This is a genomic window from Ideonella sp. (assembly GCF_041914305.1).
Taxonomy (GTDB): Bacteria; Pseudomonadota; Gammaproteobacteria; order Burkholderiales; family Burkholderiaceae_C; genus Ideonella.
Window position 1 is genome coordinate 105,145 of record NZ_JAYSDQ010000012.1, and the last position, 19,732, is coordinate 124,876.

The following is a 19,732-nucleotide window of genomic DNA, read 5'->3' on the forward strand; positions in this document are numbered from 1 at the left end:
AGGGATCATGAGAACGACGACCTGCAGTGGCTGGGCCGCGCGGCTGGCACCGGTGGCGATGGCGGTGGCCGCGTTCAACGCGCAGGCCCAGGTGATCGAAGACGTGGAGTTGCGCCGCGACGGCAACGACGCGGTGGTGATGGTGCGCTTCAACGTGCCGGTGCAGTTTCGCCGCGCGGTGGCTTCGGCGTCGAACGACCTGGTGCAGATCGTCTACGACGTGGTGCCCAGCCGCGACCAGCCGCGCTTCATCGACGGCGAGCGCCGCACGATCGGCGGCGACGGCATCCCGCGGGTCTCGATCAGCGAAGACGGCGGAACCGGCGAGACCGAGCGCCGCCTGGTCGTGCGGTTCGACCCGCCGGCGAAGTTCCGCGTGCGTGGCGGCAGCGACCGGCGCCACATCGAGGTGGTGCTCGAAGGGCTGGGCGCGCAGGCCTTTGGTGGCGGCGCCAAGCCGGCCGCACCGCCCGCCCCCGCCGCGGTGACCCCGATCGCGGTGGCCGCCCCGGCCTCGCTCGATGCGCAGGTCGAAGCGCGTGGCGCCGAGCTGCTGGCACAAGCCAAGGCGGCGATCACCAAGGGCCAGAACACCCTCGCGATCGAGACCCTGAACGAGGCGCTGAACCTGCCGCCCAACAGCCACACCCGTGAGGCCCAGGCCCTGGTAGCCCAGGCCCGCCTGGCCGAAGGCGACACGGCCGGGGCGCGGCGCGAGCTGGCGCTGTTCCTGCAGCTCTACCCCGAGGGCCCCGACGCCGACCAGGCCCGCGTGACGCTGGCCAACCTGCCGACCGACACGGCGCCCGGCATGGCCACCGCGCCCGGTGCCGACACCGCGCCCGCGCGCAAGAAGGACACCACCACGCTGGTCGGCGCCTGGTCGCAGTACTACTACGGCGGCAACTCGAAGACCCAGACTCAGCTGAAGGACACGCCGCTGGACGGCCAGCTGCCGGTCGTGATCTCGGACGAGACGCTGGCCGCGGTCGACCAGAAGCAGCTGCTGTCCAACCTGGACGTCAACTGGCGCATGAAGGACGAGAACCGCGACCTGCGCTTCGTCTTTCGCGACAGCTTCACCGCCAACGGCATGCCGGGCCAGGCCGACGAGAACAAGCTCTCGTCGCTGTACCTGGACTGGAAGGAAACGGGGCCAGGCCTGTCGGCCCGGCTCGGCCGGCAGTCGGGCCTGGGCGGCGGCGTGCTGGGCCGCTTCGACGGGGCCCTGCTGGGCTGGAGCTTCATGCCGAAGTGGAAGCTCAACCTGGTGGGGGGCCTGCCGACCGAGAAGCTGCTCGACACCAAGCGCGACTTCTACGGCCTGTCGCTCGATGCCGAGGCGCTGGCCCCCGGCTTCGGCGCCAGCGCCTACGCGATCCAGCAGAACATCGACGGCGAGATCGACCGCCGCGCGGTCGGGGCCGACCTGCGCTACTTCCAGCCCAACGCCTCGGTGTTCTCGCAGTTCGAATACGACACCACGCTCAAGGGCATGAACATCGCCTCGGTACAGGGCACCTGGACCAGCGAGGGCAACACCGTCGTCAACGTGCTGTACGACCGCCGGGCGACGCCGATGCTGATGCTGGGCAACGCGCTGTTCTTCCCCGACCCCAACGTGACCGTGCCGCTGCGCACCCTGGCCGACCTGCTGGCGCAGGGCAAGACGCTGGCCGTGCTGCGCCAGCAGGTGGTCGACACCACCGCCTACGCCACGCAAGGCCTGCTCGGCGTGACCACGCCGCTGAACCCGCACTGGCAGGTGGGCGCCGACCTGCGGCTGACCAACGTCGGCGCGATCGCCCCGGTGCCGGGCATCCTGCCCGACGGCATCCCGGCCACCGGAGACATCTGGTCGGCCGGGCTGCAGGCCATCGGCACCAACCTGTACTCCGAGCGCGACACGCACGTCTTCAACCTGACCGCGATCAAGGGCCCGGCCTACAACGGCTGGCTGGCCTCGTACAACCACCTGATGGTGCTGGCCGAGCGCTGGCAGCTCGAGCCCGCGCTGCGCTTCTACCAGCAGGACGGGCCGAACGGCGTGAACACGTCGCGCTGGTCGCCCGGCCTGCGCGTGACCTGGCGCGGCGGCGAGAAGTGGGTGCTCGAATCGGACCTGAATGTGGAGTCAAGTCGCACCCGCAGTGCCCAACAGAACGAGAATTCAACCCGGCTGTACTACTCGTTGGGGTACCGACTTGATTTCTGAAGCCGCCGCCCCCGTGGCGACGATGGCGACCACCGGTGTGCTGCAGGCCCAGGGCCTGGCCTGCCGGCGTGGCCACCGCCGCCTGTTCAATGGGCTGGACCTGCGCCTGGCGCCGGGCCAGGCGATCTGGCTGCGGGGCCCCAACGGCTGCGGCAAGACCAGCCTGCTGCGCATCCTGGCGGGGCTGGTGCGCCCGGCCGAAGGCGAGGTGCGGTTCGACGGCACGCCGGTGCACGCGCTGACCGCCGACCAGCGCGGCCGCCTGCGCTTCGTCGGCCACGCCAATGCGTTGAAGAGCGAATTGCGGGTCGGCGAAGCACTGGGCTTTCTGGCCGGCCTGAGCGACGGCGCCGGCCTGCCCGCCATCACGCGCGAGCGCATCGCCCAGGCGCTGGAGCAGGTGGGCCTGGTCGGCCGGCTCGACAGCTTCGTCGGCACCTTGTCGCAAGGCCAGCGCCGCAAGGCCACGCTAGCGCGCCTGATGCTCGACGACGAACCGCGCACCTGGCTGCTCGACGAGCCGCTGGACGCGCTGGACGCCGACGGCGTGTCGCGCTTCGAAGCCTGGCTCGACGCCCATGCCGCCCGCGGCGGCGCGGTGCTGATGACCAGCCACGCGCCGCTGCACTCGGCCGTGCTGACCCAATTCGAACTCGCCCCCTCGGGGCCGCTGCACGCCGCGGCCGTGGCCTCGCCATGACGCCACCCACGGTCGCGACCAAGCTGCCGGCCAATGGCGTGGTGGATGGCGCGCTGCCCGGCGCCGGCCCACGCGCCGTGCCGGCCCACGCCGGCACCGACGCACGCCTGGGCCTGCTGGCGCGCGACCTGCGCCTGGCCGCGCGCCAACGCATCGGCTGGTTGTTGCCGCTGGCGTTTTTTTTGGCGGCGCTGAGCCTGTTCCCGCTCGGGATCGGCGCCGAACCGTCGCTGCTGCGGCGCGTGGCGCCGGGTGTCGTGTGGGTCTGTGCGCTGCTGTCGATGCTGTTGTCGCTGCACGGCATGTTCTCGGCCGACCATGCCGACGGCTCGCTCGAACAGATGCTGATCGGCCAGCGCCCGTTGACCCGGCTGGTGGCCGAGCGCGTGCTGGCGCAGTGGCTGCTCGGGGGTGCCCCGCTGGTGCTGCTGTCGCCGCTGGCCGGCCTGGCCTTCGGGCTGCCGTGGCCGGCGGTCGGCGTGCTGATGCTCAGCCTGTTGCTGGGCACGCCGGTGATGGCGCTGCTGGGCGGGCTGGGCGCTGCGTTGGCGCTGGGCCTGCGCCACGGCAGTGCGCTGGTGTTCCTGCTCGTGCTGCCGCTGACGATGCCGACCTTGGTGTTCGGCAGCGGTGCCGTGCTGGCCGCGCTGAACGGCGAGCCGGCCGATGCGGCCTTGTCGTTGCAAGGTGCGCTGCTGATCCTGACCGCGTTGACCTTGCCGCCGCTGACGGCCGCGGCGCTGCGCATTGCCATGGAATGAGCTGTCGATGACCGTGAGCACCACCGCCCCCGCCCGCAGCGCCCCGCCGCGGCGCTGGACCATGTACGCCTCGCCGGCGCGCTTCGAGCACCTGGCGGCCCGGTTGGCGCCGCTGTGCTGGGCGATCGCCTTGCTGACCGGCCTGGCGGGGCTCTACGTGGGCTTCTTCGTCGCGCCGACCGACGCGGTGCAGGGCGAGGCCTACCGCATCCTGTTCATCCATGTGCCGGCCGCGTGGCTGTCGATGGTGTGTTACCTGGCGATCGCCTTCTGGGCCGTGATCGGCTGGGTGCTGAAGGTGCGCATGGCGTCGCGGCTGGCGCGGGCGCTGGCGCCGTCGGGCGCGCTGTACACCGCGCTGGCGCTGTGGACCGGCGCGCTGTGGGGCCAGCCGACCTGGGGCACCTGGTGGGTGTGGGACGCGCGGCTGACCTCCGAGCTGATCCTGCTGCTGCTCTACCTCGGCTACATCGCACTGGTCGAGTCAATCGACGACGACCGGCGCGCGGCGCAGGCCGGCGCGCTGCTGGCGCTGGTGGGTGCGCTGAACGTGCCGATCATCTATTTTTCCGTGCGCTGGTGGAACACCCTGCACCAGGGCGCCTCTATCACGATGACCGCCGCGCCGTCGATGGCCAAGACGATGCTGATCGCGCTGGCACTGATGACCGTGGCCTTCTGGGCCCACGCGATTGCCGCCACGCTGACCCGCGCCCGGGCGCTGAGCTACGAGCAGGAGGCCGATGCCTCCTGGCTGACCGACGACAACCGATCGGAATGACGATGGACACGCTTTCTCAACTGCTGCATCTCGAAGGCCACGGCCTGTTCGTCTGGGGTGCCTACGCGCCGGCCCTGGTGTTGCTGGTCGCCGAGGCGTGGCTGGTGCGGGCGCGGCTGCGCCGGGCCCGCACGCAGGCGCAGGTGCAGGCGCAGATGGCCGCGCAGGGGGATGGCCGATGACGCCGCGCCGCAAGCGCCTGGCCATCGTCGGCGCCGTGCTGCTGTCGCTGGCCGCGGCCACCGCGCTGGTGCTGAACGCCTTTCGCAGCAACCTGGTGTTCTTCTTCACGCCGACCCAGGTGGCGACAGGAGAAGCGCCGGTGCAGCGGCCGTTCAGGCTGGGTGGCCTGGTGCGCGCCGGCAGCGTCGCACGCGACGGCGTGCAGGTGCGCTTCGTCGTCACCGACACGCAGAAGGAAGTCACCGTGGCCTATACCGGCTCGCTGCCCGACCTGTTCAAAGAGGGCAAGGGCGTGGTCGCGCAAGGCAGCCTGGGGGCCGACGGCGTGTTCGTCGCCCGCGAGGTGCTGGCCAAGCACGACGAGAACTACATGCCGCCCGAGGCCGCCGAGGCGCTGAAGCGCGCGCAAGGCAGTCCCCAGGCGGCGCCCACGCTGGTGGAGGCGAAACGATGATCCCCGAACTCGGCCACTTGATGCTGATCCTGGCGCTGGCGGTGGCGCTGGCGCAGGGCACGATCGGCCTGGCCGCCGCGGCCAAGGGCCGGGCCGACTGGATGGCGCTGTCGCGCCCGTTGACGCTGGCCCAGGGCCTGCTGGTGGCGGCGGCACTGGCGGCGCTGGTGGCCAGCTTCGTGCGGCACGATTTTTCGGTGCTGTACGTGGCCGCCAACTCGAACAGCCGCTTGCCGCTGCCCTACCGCATCGCCGGTGTCTGGGGGGGCCATGAAGGCTCGCTGCTGCTGTGGGTGACGATGCTGGTGGGCTGGATGCAGGCGGTGGCGGTGTTCAGCCGTTCGCTGCCGGCGGTCTTCGTGACCCGCGTGCTGGCGGTGATGTCGCTGGTGTCGGCCGGCTTCCTGCTGTTCATGCTGACCACCTCGAACCCGTTCGAGCGGCTGCTGCCACCGGTGCTCGACGGGCGTGACCTGAACCCGCTGCTGCAAGACCCCGGCATGGTCTTCCACCCGCCGATGCTCTACATGGGCTACGTGGGTTTCTCGGTCGCCTTCGCATTCGCGATCGCCGCGCTGCTGGGCGGCCAGCTGGACGCCGCCTGGGCCCGCTGGTCGCGGCCGTGGACGATCGCCGCGTGGATCTGCCTGACCATCGGCATCGCCCTGGGCAGCGCCTGGGCCTACTACGAGCTGGGCTGGGGCGGCTGGTGGTTCTGGGACCCGGTCGAAAACGCGTCGTTCATGCCTTGGCTGGTCGGCACTGCGCTCATCCACTCGCTGGCGGTGAGCGAAAAGCGCGGCAGCTTCAAGGCCTGGACGGTGCTGCTGGCGATCCTCGCGTTCTCGCTGTCGCTGCTCGGCACGTTCCTCGTCCGCTCGGGCGTGCTGTCGTCGGTGCATGCGTTCGCCAGCGACCCGCGGCGCGGCCTGTTCATCCTGGTCTTCCTGGTGGTCGTGGTCGGCAGCTCGCTCGCGCTGTATGCCTGGCGCGCCGGCGCGGTGGGCCTGGGCCAGCGCTTCGGCCTGGTGTCGCGCGAAACAGCGCTGCTGCTCAACAACGTGCTGCTGCTCAGCGCCACCGGCGCGGTGCTGCTGGGCACGATGTACCCGCTGTTCCTCGATGCCCTGGGCCTGGGCAAGATCTCGGTCGGCCCGCCCTACTTCGACACCGTGTTCCGCTGGTTGATGGCGCCCTTGGTGGTGCTGGTGGGCGTGGGCCCGCTGGCGCGCTGGAAGGGCGACGAGCTGCCTTCGCTGGCCCGCCGCATGCGGGTGGCCGGGGTGGTGACCGTGCTGGTGCCGGTGCTGGTGGCGGCGCTGGCGGGCCACGCGTCGCCCTGGTCGGTGGCCGGCTACGCACTGGCCACCTGGGTGGTGGCCGGCGTGGTGATCGACATGCTGGGCTGGCGCCGCACCTGGCGCCAGGTCACCCGAGCCCAAGCCGGCATGTGGCTCGCGCACTTGGGCGTGGCGGCGTTCATCCTGGGCGTGACCACCGTGCGCACGCACGAGACCGAAAGCGACGTGCGCATGCGCGACGGCGACAGCACCCAGGTGGGTGGTTATGTGTTCCGCTTCATGGGCGCCCGGCAAGTGATGGGGCCGAACTACGCGGCGATGCAGGCGCGGGTCGAGGTGACGCGCAACGGCGCACCGGTCACCGTGTTGACGCCCGAGAAGCGCGTGTACCGCGTGCAGCAGAACCCGATGACCGAGGCGGCGATCGACAGCAACCTGGCGCGTGATCTCTACGTGTCGCTCGGCGAGCCGCTGGCCGACGGCGCATGGACGCTGCGTGTGCAGCACAAGCCGATGGTGATCTGGATCTGGCTCGGCTGCCTGATCATGGCCGCCGGCGGCGCCTTGGCCGCGAGCGACCGGCGCTACCGGCGCCGCGCACCGGCCACGCAATCCAGCAGTCTGGCAGCCTCGGCCACAGGGGCCCGCGCATGAAGAAAGCCTTGATCCCGCTGGTGCTGTTCCTGGCACTGGTCATCTTTCTGGCCGTGGGGCTCACGCTCGACCCGCGCGAGGTGCCGTCGCCGCTGATCGACAAGCCCGCGCCGGCCTTCGTCGCCCCGACGGTGGCCGAGCCGGCGCGCCGGCTGGCGCGCGACGACCTGCTCGGCAAGGTCTGGATCCTCAACGTCTGGGCCTCGTGGTGCGGCGCCTGCCGCGAAGAACACCCGGTGCTGGTGGACTTTGCGCGCGGCCGGCAGCTGACACTGATCGGCCTGAACTACAAGGACGAGCGCGAAGCCGGCGCCGCGTGGCTGCAGCGCTTCGGCAACCCGTACACCGACTCGCTGTTCGACCCCGATGGCCGCATCGGCCTGGACTACGGCGTCTACGGCGTGCCGGAAACCTTCATCATCGACCGCCAGGGCGTGGTGCGCTACAAGCACATCGGCCCGCTGACGCCCGAGGTGCTGCGCGAGCGGGTCGAGCCGCTGCTCAAGCGCCTGGCGGCATGAGAGGCCGCGACGTGATGCACCCCTTCTCCCCTGCCCTGCGCTGGCTCGCCGTGGCGCTGCTGGCCGCGGCCACCGCGCTGGCCCATGCCGACGAAGCCCGCCCTGCCGCCGACGACCCGGCGCTGGAGGCCCGCATGATGGCCATCGCCGGTGAGCTGCGCTGCGTGGTGTGCCAGAACCAGACCATCGCCGACTCGCACGCCGAACTCGCGGGCGACCTGCGCCAGCAGATCCGCGACCAGCTGCGCGCCGGCCGCAGCGAAGACCAGATCCGCGCCTTCATGACCGACCGCTACGGCGACTTCGTGCTGTACCGGCCACCGATGACCGCCCGCACCGCGCTGCTGTGGTTCGGCCCCGGCCTGTTGCTGGCCGCTGGCCTGGGTGCGCTGGTGGTGGCGCTGCGCCGCCGCAGCCGGCTGCCCGCCGACGCCTTTGAAGAACCCGACACCGCCTCTGACATCCCCCCGGACACCGCCCCCCCAGCCCCATGACCGATTCGATCGACGACCTGAAAGCCCAGCTGCAGCAACTCGAGGCGCTGCGGGCCAGCGGCGCGCTGCCCGACGCCGCGGCCGCCAGTGCCCGCGAGGCGCTCGAAAAGCGCCTGCTGGCCGCGGTGATGGCCGCCCCCGCCGGCGCGCCCAGCGTTGCGGCCGCCGCGGCGACACCACCGGTGCCGCGGCGCCTGGTCTGGGGCCTGGTGGCCTTCGTCGTGGTGTTCGGTGCGGTCGGCTATGCGTGGCTCGGCAACCGCGACGGCTGGGCCACCGCCCCGGCCGCGGTGCCGGCCACCGGCGCAGCCGCCCCCGATGCGCCCGAGTCGGCCGCGTCCGGTGCCGCCCATTCGATGACCACCGCGCAGATCCAGGGCATGGTCGACGGCCTGGCTGCACGGTTGAAGAACGAGCCCGACAACGCCGACGGCTGGCTGATGCTGGGCCGCTCGTACGCGGTGCTCGGCCAGTTCGAGCCGGCGATCGCGGCCTATCGCCGCGTGCTGACCTTGCAGCCGAAAAACGCCCAGGCGCTGGCCGACCTGGCCGACGCGCTGGCGACAACACACAACGGCAGCTTCGACGGTGAATCGGCGCGCCTGGTCGAGCAGGCGCTGGCCGCCGACGGCAACAACCTGAAGGCCCTGCTGCTGGCCGGCACGATCGCCTTCGACAAGAAAGACTATCCGACCGCGATCCGCCACTGGGACCTGGCCCGCAAGGCCGGCCCGCCGGACAGCGACCTCGTCAAGCAGGCACGCGAAAACCTGGCCGAAGCGCGCCAACTGGCCGGCTTGCCGCCGCTGCCCGCCGAGGCCGCTGCATCGGCGGTGGCCTCGGGGCCGGCGATCAGCGGCCGCGTCGAGCTGGCGCCGGCGCTCGCCGCCCAAGCCGGCCCGGACGACACGGTGTTCGTCTTCGCCCGCCCCGCCGAAGGTTCACGCATGCCGCTGGCGATCTTGAAGAAGCGCGTGCGTGACCTGCCACTGGCCTTCACGCTCGACGACAGCCTGGCGATGAGCCCGCAGGCGCGGCTGAGCCAGGCCTCGCGCGTGGTGGTCGGCGCCCGGGTCTCGAAATCGGGCCAGGCGATGCCACAGCCCGGTGACCTCGAAGGCCTGTCGGCGCCTGTCGCCCCCGGCGCCAGTGGCCTGAAGCTGGTCATCGGCGAGGTGGTTCGCTAAGGGGGCCGCGGCATGAACTGGTCGGTCGCCTGGCCCTACCTGCTGCTGCCGCTGGTGGCGGTGGCCTGGCACCTGTGGTGGCGCGCCCGGCGCGAGCGCCAGCACTCGCAGCAGTTGGCCGAGACGGTGGCCGCGGGCCTGAACGAGCCGCCGACGCTGCACCCGGTCGTCGACCCGGCCCGCTGCATCGGCTCGGGCTCCTGCGTCAAGGCCTGCCCCGAGCAGGCGCTGGGCATGGTCAACGGCAAGGCCGCGCTGGTCAACGCCGCCGCCTGCATCGGCCACGGCGCCTGCCACGCGGCCTGCCCGTTCGACGCGATCTCGCTGGTCTTCGGCACCGAAAAGCGCGGTGTCGACATCCCGCTGCTGCGGCCGAACTTCGAGACCAACGTGCCGGGGCTGTTCATCGCCGGCGAGCTGGGCGGCATGGGCCTGATCCGCAAGGCCGCCGAGCAGGGCCGCCAGGCGATGGAGGCGATCGCGCTGCGCGGCAAGACCAAGGACGCGCAGCTGCTGGACGTGCTGATCATCGGCGCCGGCCCGGCGGGCCTGTCGGCTGGCCTGACCGCGATCGACAAGGGCTTGCGCTACCGCATCGTCGAACAAGAAGAGTCGCTCGGTGGCTCGATCTTTCACTACCCGCGGCAGAAGGTGGCGATGACCGCGCCGGTGCAGCTGGCGCTGGTCGGCCCGGTGCGCATGAACGAGGTCAGCAAGGAGCGGCTGCTGGAGTTCTGGCACGGCGTGGTGCTGAAGTTCCAGCTCGCGATCCAGTTCGGCGAGCGCATGGAGCGCATCGAGCCCGCCGCCGGCGCCGAAGGCTTCGTCGTCACCACCTCGCGCGGCACGCTGCGCACCCGCGCCGTGCTGCTGGCGATCGGCCGCCGCGGCACGCCGCGCACGCTCGACGTGCCGGGCGAAGACCTGCCCAAGGTCGCCTACCGCCTGGTCGACCCGGCGCAGTACGCCGGCCAGGCGGTGCTGGTGGTAGGCGGCGGCGACAGCGCACTCGAAGCGGCCATCGCCCTGGCCGACACCCCCACCACGCGGGTCACGCTGGCCTACCGCGGCGACGCCTTCTCACGCGTCAAGGCCAAGAACCGCGACAAGCTGGCCCGCCTGCGCGACGCCGGCCGACTCGACGTGCGCCTGCGCACCCAGGTGCAGGCGATCACCGCGCACCACGCCACACTGCGCACCGACGACGGGCAGACGCAGGAACTGCCCAACGACGCGGTGATCGTCTGCGCCGGCGGCGTGCTGCCCACACCCTTGCTGAAAGACATCGGCATCCGCTTCGAGACCAAGCACGGCACGGCTTGAAGCGGCCATGAAAAAAAGGCCCCGAAGGGCCTTCTGGATCGCAGGGCAATGCGCGCAAGCTCAGCCCGCCGCCACCGCGTTGCGCAACCGGATGTGCAGCTCGCGCAGCTGCTTCTCGTCGACCGCGCTGGGCGCGCCGGTGAGCAGGCACTGGGCGCGCTGGGTCTTCGGGAAGGCGATCACGTCACGGATCGACTCGGCGCCGGTCATCATCGTGACGATGCGGTCCAGGCCGAAGGCCAGGCCACCGTGCGGCGGCGCGCCGTATTGCAGCGCGTCGAGCAGGAAGCCGAACTTGACCTGTGCGTCTTCGGGCGAAATCTTCAGCGCGCTGAAGACCTTGCTCTGCACCTCGGCGCGGTGGATACGCACCGAGCCGCCGCCGATTTCCCAGCCGTTGAGCACCATGTCGTAGGCCTTGGCGATGCAGGCACCGGGGTCGGTGTCCATCAGGTCCTCGTGGCCGTCCTTCGGCGCGGTGAAGGGGTGGTGCACCGCGTTCCAGCGGTCTTCCTCTTCGTCGTGCTCGAACATCGGGAAGTCGACCACCCACAGCGGGGCCCACTTGTCTTCGAACAGACCGTGGGTGCGGCCGAACTCGCTGTGGCCGATCTTCACGCGCAGTGCGCCGATCGCGTCGTTGACGACCTTGGCCTTGTCGGCGCCGAAGAAGATCAGGTCGCCGTTGCAGGCACCGGTGCGCGCCAGGATCTCGGCGATCGCGGCGTCGTGCAGGTTCTTGACCACCGGCGACTGCAGGCCCTCGCGGCCCTTGGCCACGTCGTTGACCTTGATCCAGGCCAGGCCCTTGGCGCCGTAGATCTTGACGAACTCGGTGTAGCCGTCGATCTCGCCGCGGCTCATCTCGCCGCCGCCCGGCACCTTGAGCGCCACGACGCGGCCGCCCTTGGTGGTGGCCGGGGTCGAGAAGACCTTGAAGTCGACGTCCTTCATCACGTCGGTCAGCTCGGTGAACTTGAGCTTGACGCGCAGGTCGGGCTTGTCCGAGCCGTACTGGTGCATCGCGTCGGCGTAGGTCATCACCGGGTAGCCCGGCAGGTCGACACCGATGGTGTTGCGGAACACCGTGCGGATCATGCCTTCGAACATGCCGCGGATCTCTTCCTCGTTCAGGAACGAGGTTTCGATATCGATCTGCGTGAACTCGGGCTGGCGGTCAGCGCGCAGGTCTTCGTCGCGGAAGCACTTGGTGATCTGGTAGTAGCGGTCGAAGCCCGCGACCATCAGCAACTGCTTGAACAGCTGCGGCGACTGCGGCAGCGCGAAGAAGTGGCCGTCGTGCACGCGGCTGGGCACCAGGTAGTCGCGCGCGCCCTCGGGCGTCGACTTGGTCAACATCGGGGTTTCGATGTCGACGAAACCATTCGCGTCGAGGAACTTGCGCACTTCCATCGCCACGCGGTAGCGCAGCATCAGGTTCTGCTGCATCTGCGGGCGGCGCAGGTCCAGCACGCGGTGCGTCAGGCGCGTGGTTTCCGACAGGTTCTCGTCGTCGAGCTGGAACGGCGGGGTGACCGACGGGTTCAGCACTTCGAGCTCGTGGCAGAAGACTTCGATCTTGCCGCTGCGCAGGTTGGCGTTGACCGTCTCGGCCGAGCGGGCGCGCACGACACCGGTGACCTTGAGGCAGAACTCGTTGCGAACGCTTTCGGCGACCTTGAAGCTCTCGCCAAGATCCTCGTCGCAGACGATCTGCACCAGGCCTTCGCGGTCGCGCAGATCAATGAAGATCAACTTGCCGTGGTCACGGCGCCGGTGGGCCCAGCCCATCAGCGTCACGGTCTTGTCCATCAGGGCCTCGTCGACGAGGCCGCAGTACGTGGTTCTCATGTGTGCACTCCAGTGCTTCTTGATTGTGTCGATGGCGCGCCGGCGGCCATGGCCGCGGAAGCGGTGCGCAAAGATGGAATTGAAAGGCTGTCGGGGCGGGGTGGTCAACCCTCAGGACTGAGCGCCGGACGCAGCGGCTGCTCAGCCCGCCCGATTGGGGTCGGCCCCCTCCGGCGCGGGCACGAAGCCGGCCGGGGGCGTGTGCGGTGGCACCACCACGCCCATCGAGATGATGTATTTCAGGGCCTCGTCGACGCTCATGTCCAGCGCATGGATGGCCGTGCGCGGCATCATCAGGAAAAAGCCCGAGGTCGGGTTCGGCGTGGTCGGCACGTACAGGCTCACGTGCTCGCCCGCCAGCTTGTCGGCCACCTCGCCGCCGGGCTTGCCGGTGACGAAGGCGATCGTCCACGAGCCGGCGTGCGGGTACTGCACCAGCACCGCTTCGCGAAAGGCATTGCCGTTGCTCGAGAACAGCGTGTCGGAGACCTGCTTGACCGAGCTGTAGATCGACCGGACGATGGGGATGCGGTTCATCAGCGCATCCCACTGCTTCAGCCACCACTGGCCGAACAGGTTGGTGACGAAGACGCCGGTGACGAACATCAGCGCGACCATCACGACCACGCCCAGGCCGGGCCATTGGCCCAGCGCCTGCAGGGTTTCGGCCGCCGCCGCCGGCAGCACCGCCTGCGCAAAGCGCAGCACGCCCTTGAACATGCCGTCCAGCAGCCCCTGGACCCACAGCAGCACCCAGACGGTGATCGCCAGGGGCAACCAGGTCAGCAGACCGGCGATGAGGTACTTTTTCAAGCGGTGTTCCGGGGGCGGGGGCGGTGGCGGCGGGGCCGGGCGGCTCAGTGGCAAGCGCAGGAGCCGCCGCAGGCCGTGCCACCGCCGCTGCCGCCGGCCGCAGCCGTGCCGGACGACGCCGGCGCGCTGTCACCGCCGGTGGGCGCTGCCGGGCTGTCGGTCTTGGTGGCCGGGGCCGCCGCGGGGCTGCTGCCGCCGTTGCGGAAATCGGTGGCGTACCAGCCCGAGCCCTTGAGCTGGAAGCCGGCTGCCGTGATCTGCTTGGAGAACTGCTCCGCCCCGCAGGCGGGGCATAGCGTCAGCGGCGAGTCGGACAACTTTTGCAGCACATCACGCGAATGGCCGCAGGCCGCGCAGCGATAAGCGTAAATAGGCATGACCAAACCCTTGATTCAAAACAGGAAATTATAAGCGGGCACCTGTTGGCGCCCGCCCCGCACGCCGCAGCAAATGGGGCCGGGCCGCGGATTTTTCAAGCGATATGGGTCTGGGCGGTCTCGTGGCGGCTTTTGAGCACCTGCGGCGCGAGCGACCCGACGACCATGCCGACAATCGCCGCCAGCAGGCCGGCCAACTGGCCGGGGAAAGACTCGCCCAGGGTCGAGATCTGCGGAAAGTACACCAGCCAGGTGCCGATGCCCAGCGCCAGCGACACGATCGCGCCCTGCGTCGTCGAGCGCTTCCAGTACAGGCCGAACACCAGCGGCACGAAGGCGCCGACCAGCGTCACCTGGTAGGCGGCCGAGACCAGCTCGTAGATCGTGGTGCCCTTCATCGCGATCGCATACAGCAGCACCAGGGCCGCGAAGACGACGATCGTGACGCGCATCGCCAGCAGTTGCTCGCGGTCGCGCATGCCGGGGCGCAGGTTCTTCAGGATGTTCTCGACGAAGCTGGTCGACGGCGCCAGCAGCGTGGCCGACGAGGTGCTCTTGATCGCCGACAGCAGCGCGCCGAAGAACAGGATCTGCATGATCAGCGGCATCTTCGTCAGCACGAAGGTCGGCAGCAGGCGCTGGTAGTCGTTTTGCGCCAGGTCGAGCGCGCTGTCGCCCATCACCACCACGGCGCTGGCGACAATGAACATCGGCACGAAGGCGAACAGGATGTAGCTGAAGCCGCCGATCATCGCGCCGTTGCGGGCGGTGCGCGCGTCCTTGGCCGACATCACGCGCTGGAACACGTCCTGCTGCGGGATGCTGCCCAGCATCATCGTCAGGCCTGCGCCGACGAACATCGCCACCTCGGTGAAGGTGGGCGGCGGCAGGAAGCGGAACAGGTCGGATTTGTGGGCCATCGCCAGCACCTGGTCGGTGCCGCCGGCCAGGTCGCTGGCGAAGACGGCGATGATCGACAGGCCGATCACCAGCACGATCATCTGGATAAAGTCGGTCCAGGCCACCGCCAGGAAGCCGCCGATCACCACATAGACCAGCACCGCCAGCGTGCCGACGATCATGCCGGCGGTCTCGGACATCGCGCCGTTGGTCAGCACCGAGAACACCAGCCCCAGCGCGGTGATCTGCGCCGCCACCCAGCCCAGGTAGCTGAGGATGATGGCCGACGAGCAGAACACCTCGACGCCCTTGCCGAAGCGCTGGCGGTAGAAGTCGCCGATGGTCAGCAGGTTCTGCCGGTACAGCTTGGTGGCGAAGAACGCACCCACCAGCACCAGGCACAGGCCCGCACCGAACGGGTCTTCGATGATCGAGTTCAGGCCGCCCTGCACGAACTTGGCCGGGATGCCCATCACCGTCTCGGCGCCGAACCAGGTCGCGAAGGTGGTGGTGACGACCATGATCAGCGGCAGGCTGCGGCCGGCGACGGCGAAGTCGCTGGTGTTCTTGATCCGCGTGCCGGCCCAGACGCCGAGCGCAAGCGTGCCAACCAGGTACAGCACGACGAAGGTGATGAGGATGGTGTTCATGGGCGCGGAGGAAAACGAGCCGGACAGCGGCCGGCATTATCGGGCCGGGCGCAGCGGCCCGGCGTCAGCCGAAGTGGGTCAGAAGCACGAGGCGGGCCACCACCGCACCGACCAGGAAGCCCAGCAGGCCCCAGGTCAGCCCGCCGAGCAGGCGGTTGGTGCGGCGCTGCTCGCGCAGCAGCTCGGCCAGCAAGGTGGCGTCGTCGCTCGGTGCCGGGCTGGCCCGGCGCGCCAGCGCGTCGTGCAGCAGCCGAGGCAGTTCGGGCAGCAGCTTGGCGTAGTGCGGCGCCTCATCCTTCAGGCGTCGCCACAGCGCCCGTGGGCCCACCTGCTCGTCCATCCAGCGCTCGAGAAACGGCTTGGCGGTCGTCCACAGGTCGAGGTCGGGGTCGAGCTGGCGGCCCAGGCCCTCGACGTTGAGCAGCGTCTTCTGCAGCAGCACCAGCTGCGGCTGAATCTCGACGTTGAAGCGGCGCGAGGTCTGGAACAGCCGCATCAGCACCTGGCCGAGCGAGATCTCTTTCAGCGGCCGGTCGAACTGCGGCTCGCAGACGGCGCGGATCGCCCCTTCGAGCGCGTCGATGCGGGTGCTGGGCGGCACCCAGCCCGACTCGACGTGCAGCTCGGCCACGCGCTTGTAGTCGCGCCGGAAGAAGGCGATGAAATTCTGCGCCAGGTACTCTTTGTCGGCGTCGGTCAGCGTGCCGATGATGCCGAAGTCGAGCGCGATGTAGCGGCCGAAGGTGGCCGGGTCGACGCTGACCTGGATGTTGCCCGGGTGCATGTCGGCGTGGAAGAAACCATCGCGGAACACCTGGGTGAAGAAGATCGTGACGCCGTCGCGGGCGAGCTTCTTGATGTCGACGCCGGCCTCGCGCAGGCGTCCGACCTGGCTGACCGGCATGCCTTTCATCCGCTCCATCACGCAGACGTTGCGGGTGCACAGGTCCCAGTGCATTTCGGGCACCAGGATCAGCGGCAGGTCGGCCATGTTGCGCCGCAGCTGGGCCGCATTGGCCGCTTCGCGCACCAGGTCGAGCTCGTCGTGCAGGTAGATGTCGAACTCGGACACCACCTCGCGCGGGCGCAGCCGGCGCCCGTCGGCCGAGATGCGCTCGACCCAGCGCGCCAGCATGTGCAGGATCGCCAGATCGTCGTCGATCACCGCCAGCATGCCGGGCCGCAAGACCTTGACCGCGACCTCGCGGCCATCGAGCAAGGTGGCGAAATGGACCTGGGCGACCGAGGCGCTGGCGACGGGCACGTCGTCGAACTGCGCGAACACCGTGTCGAGCGGGCGGCGCAGCTCGGCCTCGATGATTGCGCGGGCCTGGTCGGCGGGGAACGGCGGCACCCGGTCCTGCAGCTTGGCCAGCTCGTCGGCCACGTCCAGCGGCAGCAGGTCGCGCCGGGTGGACAGCACCTGGCCGAACTTGATGAAGATCGGGCCCAGGTGCTCCAGCGCCATGCGCAGTCGCACGCCGCGCGGCAGGCTGAAGCGTCGGCCCAGCGTCAGCACACCCGCCAAGGCGCGGATGCGGCGCTGGCGAAAGCCCGACAGCGCCAGCTCGTCGATGCCGAAGCGCAGCAGCGTGAAAACGATGCGGACCAGCCGCAGCACGAAGCGCATGGCCGCGCGCCCTCAGCCGGCGCAGGGCGTGTGCCCGGCGGCTGGCCCCGTCGACGGGTCAGCGCGGCGCATCAGGGCTTGCGCCAGACGCTGGCCGCGCCCTGCGCCAAGGTGCGCGCGGTGGCCGCCAGCTTGTCGCCCACCTGGGACAGCCCACCGGCCACCAGCGGGCCGAAGACGCGCTCGATGTCGGCGGCGATGTCCCAACGCACGTTGGCGACGACCCAGTTCATGTCCGAGGCCAGCGCCACGTCGCCTTCGATCTGCAGCGGCGGCAACTCACCGGTGGCGACACGGCGCGCGGCCTCCAGCGGGTGGCCGGCATCGACGCGCAAGCGCAGGTCGGCTTCGGGCTCGGCCGCACCTGCCGCCGCAGCCGCCTCGAACAGGCCGGCCGGCGTGATGCGCAAGGCCAGCGGCGGGGGCGGCGGCAACGGCACGCGCCAGTTGTCGACCTCGATGCGCAGCACGCGGCCGGCGTGCGGCTTCAATCGCTCGGTGGCCGCCGACGCGCTTTGCAGCACGTGGTTGGCCAGCAAGATGAAGCGGTCGGTCGCCGCGGGCAGCAGCAGCTCCGTCACAGGGTTTGCCATGCGCCGGATTATGGAGCCCCCACGGCCCCTGCCGGGGCCTGCCCCCCAAGGGGGCTCGCGCAGCGGACCGGCAAAGCCGGACCCGCGCACGCCACTTGAATGAGCGGCGCTGCGCGCGCTCGGTCGGGCGGCGCGGAGGTTGGTGCGCTGAGCGGGCCGGCAAGGCCGGACCCGCGCGCACGACTTGTTGGGGCGGCGCTCCGCGCGCCCCGGCAGTCAGGGGAATTGACCGGCTTCGAACATGTCGGCGAAGGTGTTGGCGCCGCTCACGGTGGGCAGGATGGGCAGTTGCAGGATCTGCTCGATCGACTTCAGCTGCGCGCTGTGGTCGAGCTTCACGGTGCTGACGTGGCCCTTCTTGACGCCCGGGCCGACGGCGATGAAGGGGACCAGGTTGGTGCTGCTGCCTTCGTCCCAGACCAGGAAGATCGCGCCCTGGTGGGCGTTGACGTAGTCGATGATCGGGGGCAGGTTCTTCTTCAGCCAGTTGTCGCCCGACTGGATCTCGTTGCTGTTGGGGCAACCCGAGTCGCCGTGCATGTCATTGCACTCGTTGGGCGTGATGAAGTTGTAGGTCGCCACGCGGGCATTGGCCAGGTCGTCGGCCAGGGCCTTGTAGTTCTTGTGGTGCGACGCGCAGTAGCTGTTGCTCTTCGACGGCGGGCTGCCAGAGACGTCGCGGAAGAACACGAACGGGTTGTGCTTGGCGGCGTAGTGGCCGTCGGAGCGGATCGGGCACTTGCCGGTGGTGCTGTTCAGGCCCTCCTGGTACGACATCCAGCTGGTGCCGTTGCCGGCGTTCTTGATCTGCGTCACCAGGTGCGCGGTGTTGCCGGTGCTGTTGCTCGAGCTGGGGTCGCCGTCGCCGGTGAAGGTGTGGTCGGAGAACTTGTTGGTGCCGGCCTCCATCCACACGTAGTGCGGCTCGCTCGGCAGCGAGGGCAGCACGTCGCCGAAGTTCGTGGCATAGGCATAGTTGGCCATCAACAGGTTGTTGATGTAAGGCGCATCGCGCGTGTTGCCGTAGATCTGCTTCGCATCGTGGTTCTCGAACGCGATCACGAACAAGACCTTGATGGCGGACGCCGTCTGCGGCGACGCCATGTCCTGCACCTGGGCGGGCTCGGCGGCCGGCTCCTGGGCAAAGGCCGGGGCGGCCAGGATGGCGGTCAAAGCCAGGGCGGCGGCGTGAAGTCTCTGGGCCATGCGCAACTCCGTGGTTAGCTGAGCTGCCGGGGCAGCGGCCGCCGGCGGCGGGTGGCCGCGATTCTGGGCCTGGCGGCCGACGGCCAACCAGACACAAAACGTCAGGACTGTCAGCAGTCGAATCCGTTGGGGTTGGCCTGCTGCCAGCGCCAGCTGTCGGCGCACATGGTCTCGAGGTCGCGCCGGGTCTGCCAGCCGAGCTGCTGGCGCGCCAGCGTGGCATCGGCCCAGAACGCAGGCAGGTCGCCGGGGCGGCGGTCGACGATGCGGTAGGGCACCGGGCGGCCACTGGCCCGCTCGAAGGCGCGCACGAGTTGCAGCACGCTGTGGCCGTGGCCGGCGCCCAGGTTCACCGTCAGCGAGCGGCGCTGGTCGAGCAGGTGGCGCAGCGCCGCCACATGGCCCTCGGCCAGGTCGACCACGTGCAGGTAGTCGCGCACCCCCGTGCCGTCGACGGTGTCGTAGTCACCGCCGAAGACCTGCAGGAACTCGCGCCGGCCCACCGCGACCTGGGTCACATAGGGCATCAGGTTGTTCGGCACGCCGCGCGGGTCTTCGCCGATGCGGCCGCTTTCGTGCGCGCCGACCGGGTTGAAGTAACGCAGCCAGGCGATCTTCCACGCCGGGTCGGACGCTTCGAGGTCGCGCAGGATCTGCTCGCCATACAGCTTGGTGCGGCCGTAGACATTCATCGCCGACAACGGGTGCGCCTCGTCGTAGGGCAGGTACTTGGGATCACCATAGACGGTGGCGCTGGAGCTGAAGACCATCGTCTTCACGCCGTGGCGGCGCATCGCCTCGCAGGTGGTCACCAGGCCACCGATGTTGTTGGCGTAGTAGGCCAGCGGCTGCGCGCCGGACTCGCCGACCGCCTTGGACGCGGCGAAGTGCACCACCGCGTCGATGCGGTGGCGGCTGAAGACCGCCTCCATCGCGGCGGCATCGGTGATGCTCGCGCGCTCGAACACCGGCGCGACGCCGCTCAGCTCGTGCAGGCGCTTGAGCACCTCGGGCGAGCTGTTGGAGAAATTGTCGAGGCCGACCACCGAGAAACCCGCCTCTTGCAGAGCGAGCCAGGTGTGCGAGCCGATGTAGCCGGTGGCGCCGGTGAGCAGAACAGTGGTCATGGGGCGGGCAG

At 69.9% G+C, this 19,732-nt stretch carries 19 protein-coding genes; 11 read left to right on the forward strand and 8 right to left on the reverse strand.

Annotation, left to right across the window (positions count from 1 at the left end):
• Nucleotides 1-7 precede the first annotated feature (7 nt).
• Genes ACE3SG_RS16670 through ACE3SG_RS16720 form a run of 11 tightly spaced genes read left to right on the forward strand, consistent with a single transcriptional unit; the run spans nucleotide 8 to nucleotide 10,574 of the window.
• Nucleotides 8-2,215 (forward strand): tol-pal system YbgF family protein, encoded by a 2,208-nt coding sequence (locus ACE3SG_RS16670; RefSeq protein WP_374566824.1) that lies wholly within the window; start codon nucleotides 8-10, stop codon nucleotides 2,213-2,215.
• Nucleotides 2,205-2,915 carry a cytochrome c biogenesis heme-transporting ATPase CcmA gene (gene ccmA, locus ACE3SG_RS16675; RefSeq protein WP_374566826.1) on the forward strand — a complete coding sequence of 237 codons (711 nt, stop codon included), beginning with the start codon at nucleotides 2,205-2,207 and terminating at the stop codon, nucleotides 2,913-2,915. Before ACE3SG_RS16670 ends, ccmA begins: the two co-directional genes overlap by 11 nt.
• Entirely contained in the window at nucleotides 2,912-3,676 is a 765-nt protein-coding gene (gene ccmB / locus ACE3SG_RS16680; protein WP_374566827.1) for a heme exporter protein CcmB, read from the forward strand. The genes ccmA and ccmB overlap by 4 nt, the downstream gene beginning before the upstream one ends.
• A gap of 7 nt (nucleotides 3,677-3,683) precedes the next feature.
• Complete coding sequence (gene ccmC, locus ACE3SG_RS16685; RefSeq protein ID WP_374566829.1) at nucleotides 3,684-4,457, forward strand: heme ABC transporter permease CcmC; 774 nt, start codon at nucleotides 3,684-3,686, stop codon at nucleotides 4,455-4,457.
• 2 nt (nucleotides 4,458-4,459) lie between these two features.
• Entirely contained in the window at nucleotides 4,460-4,639 is a 180-nt protein-coding gene (ccmD, locus tag ACE3SG_RS16690; protein WP_374566831.1) for a heme exporter protein CcmD, read from the forward strand.
• On the forward strand, nucleotides 4,636-5,094 hold the full coding sequence (gene ccmE / locus ACE3SG_RS16695) for a cytochrome c maturation protein CcmE (RefSeq protein ID WP_374566833.1): 459 nt from the start codon (nucleotides 4,636-4,638) through the stop codon (nucleotides 5,092-5,094). Before ccmD ends, ccmE begins: the two co-directional genes overlap by 4 nt.
• On the forward strand, nucleotides 5,091-7,049 hold the full coding sequence (locus tag ACE3SG_RS16700) for a heme lyase CcmF/NrfE family subunit (protein ID WP_374566836.1): 1,959 nt from the start codon (nucleotides 5,091-5,093) through the stop codon (nucleotides 7,047-7,049). The genes ccmE and ACE3SG_RS16700 overlap by 4 nt, the downstream gene beginning before the upstream one ends.
• Nucleotides 7,046-7,570: a DsbE family thiol:disulfide interchange protein gene (locus ACE3SG_RS16705; protein ID WP_374566838.1), complete on the forward strand. Its 525-nt coding sequence runs from the start codon at nucleotides 7,046-7,048 to the stop codon at nucleotides 7,568-7,570. Before ACE3SG_RS16700 ends, ACE3SG_RS16705 begins: the two co-directional genes overlap by 4 nt.
• A gap of 14 nt (nucleotides 7,571-7,584) precedes the next feature.
• Complete coding sequence (locus ACE3SG_RS16710; RefSeq protein WP_374566840.1) at nucleotides 7,585-8,064, forward strand: cytochrome c-type biogenesis protein; 480 nt, start codon at nucleotides 7,585-7,587, stop codon at nucleotides 8,062-8,064.
• Nucleotides 8,061-9,251 carry a c-type cytochrome biogenesis protein CcmI gene (gene ccmI / locus ACE3SG_RS16715; RefSeq protein ID WP_374566842.1) on the forward strand — a complete coding sequence of 397 codons (1,191 nt, stop codon included), beginning with the start codon at nucleotides 8,061-8,063 and terminating at the stop codon, nucleotides 9,249-9,251. The genes ACE3SG_RS16710 and ccmI overlap by 4 nt, the downstream gene beginning before the upstream one ends.
• A 12-nt stretch (nucleotides 9,252-9,263) precedes the next feature.
• Nucleotides 9,264-10,574: an NAD(P)-binding domain-containing protein gene (locus tag ACE3SG_RS16720; RefSeq protein WP_374566844.1), complete on the forward strand. Its 1,311-nt coding sequence runs from the start codon at nucleotides 9,264-9,266 to the stop codon at nucleotides 10,572-10,574.
• Nucleotides 10,575-10,634: 60 nt separating this feature from the next.
• Here ACE3SG_RS16720 and aspS read toward each other — a convergent pair whose 3' ends face one another.
• The 8 genes from aspS to galE form a co-directional block, all read right to left on the reverse strand.
• Entirely contained in the window at nucleotides 10,635-12,425 is a 1,791-nt protein-coding gene (gene aspS, locus ACE3SG_RS16725) for an aspartate--tRNA ligase (RefSeq protein WP_374566846.1), read from the reverse strand.
• 141 nt (nucleotides 12,426-12,566) lie between these two features.
• Complete coding sequence (locus tag ACE3SG_RS16730) at nucleotides 12,567-13,238, reverse strand: DUF502 domain-containing protein (RefSeq protein ID WP_374566847.1); 672 nt, start codon at nucleotides 13,236-13,238, stop codon at nucleotides 12,567-12,569.
• A gap of 44 nt (nucleotides 13,239-13,282) precedes the next feature.
• Nucleotides 13,283-13,615, reverse strand: coding sequence for an FmdB family zinc ribbon protein (locus ACE3SG_RS16735; protein ID WP_374566849.1), 333 nt, complete (start codon nucleotides 13,613-13,615; stop codon nucleotides 13,283-13,285).
• 95 nt (nucleotides 13,616-13,710) lie between these two features.
• Nucleotides 13,711-15,165 (reverse strand): sodium:solute symporter family protein, encoded by a 1,455-nt coding sequence (locus ACE3SG_RS16740; protein ID WP_374566851.1) that lies wholly within the window; start codon nucleotides 15,163-15,165, stop codon nucleotides 13,711-13,713.
• 64 nt (nucleotides 15,166-15,229) lie between these two features.
• Nucleotides 15,230-16,795: a ubiquinone biosynthesis regulatory protein kinase UbiB gene (gene ubiB / locus ACE3SG_RS16745; protein WP_374566853.1), complete on the reverse strand. Its 1,566-nt coding sequence runs from the start codon at nucleotides 16,793-16,795 to the stop codon at nucleotides 15,230-15,232.
• Nucleotides 16,796-16,866: 71 nt separating this feature from the next.
• Nucleotides 16,867-17,388: a hypothetical protein gene (locus tag ACE3SG_RS16750; protein WP_374566855.1), complete on the reverse strand. Its 522-nt coding sequence runs from the start codon at nucleotides 17,386-17,388 to the stop codon at nucleotides 16,867-16,869.
• 216 nt (nucleotides 17,389-17,604) lie between these two features.
• Nucleotides 17,605-18,594: an alkaline phosphatase family protein gene (locus ACE3SG_RS16755; RefSeq protein ID WP_374566857.1), complete on the reverse strand. Its 990-nt coding sequence runs from the start codon at nucleotides 18,592-18,594 to the stop codon at nucleotides 17,605-17,607.
• Between the two features lie 110 nt (nucleotides 18,595-18,704).
• The gene (gene galE, locus ACE3SG_RS16760; RefSeq protein WP_374566859.1) at nucleotides 18,705-19,721 is read right to left on the reverse strand and encodes a UDP-glucose 4-epimerase GalE; all 1,017 of its coding nucleotides are present in this window, start codon (nucleotides 19,719-19,721) and stop codon (nucleotides 18,705-18,707) included.
• Between the last annotated feature and the right edge of the window lie 11 nt (nucleotides 19,722-19,732).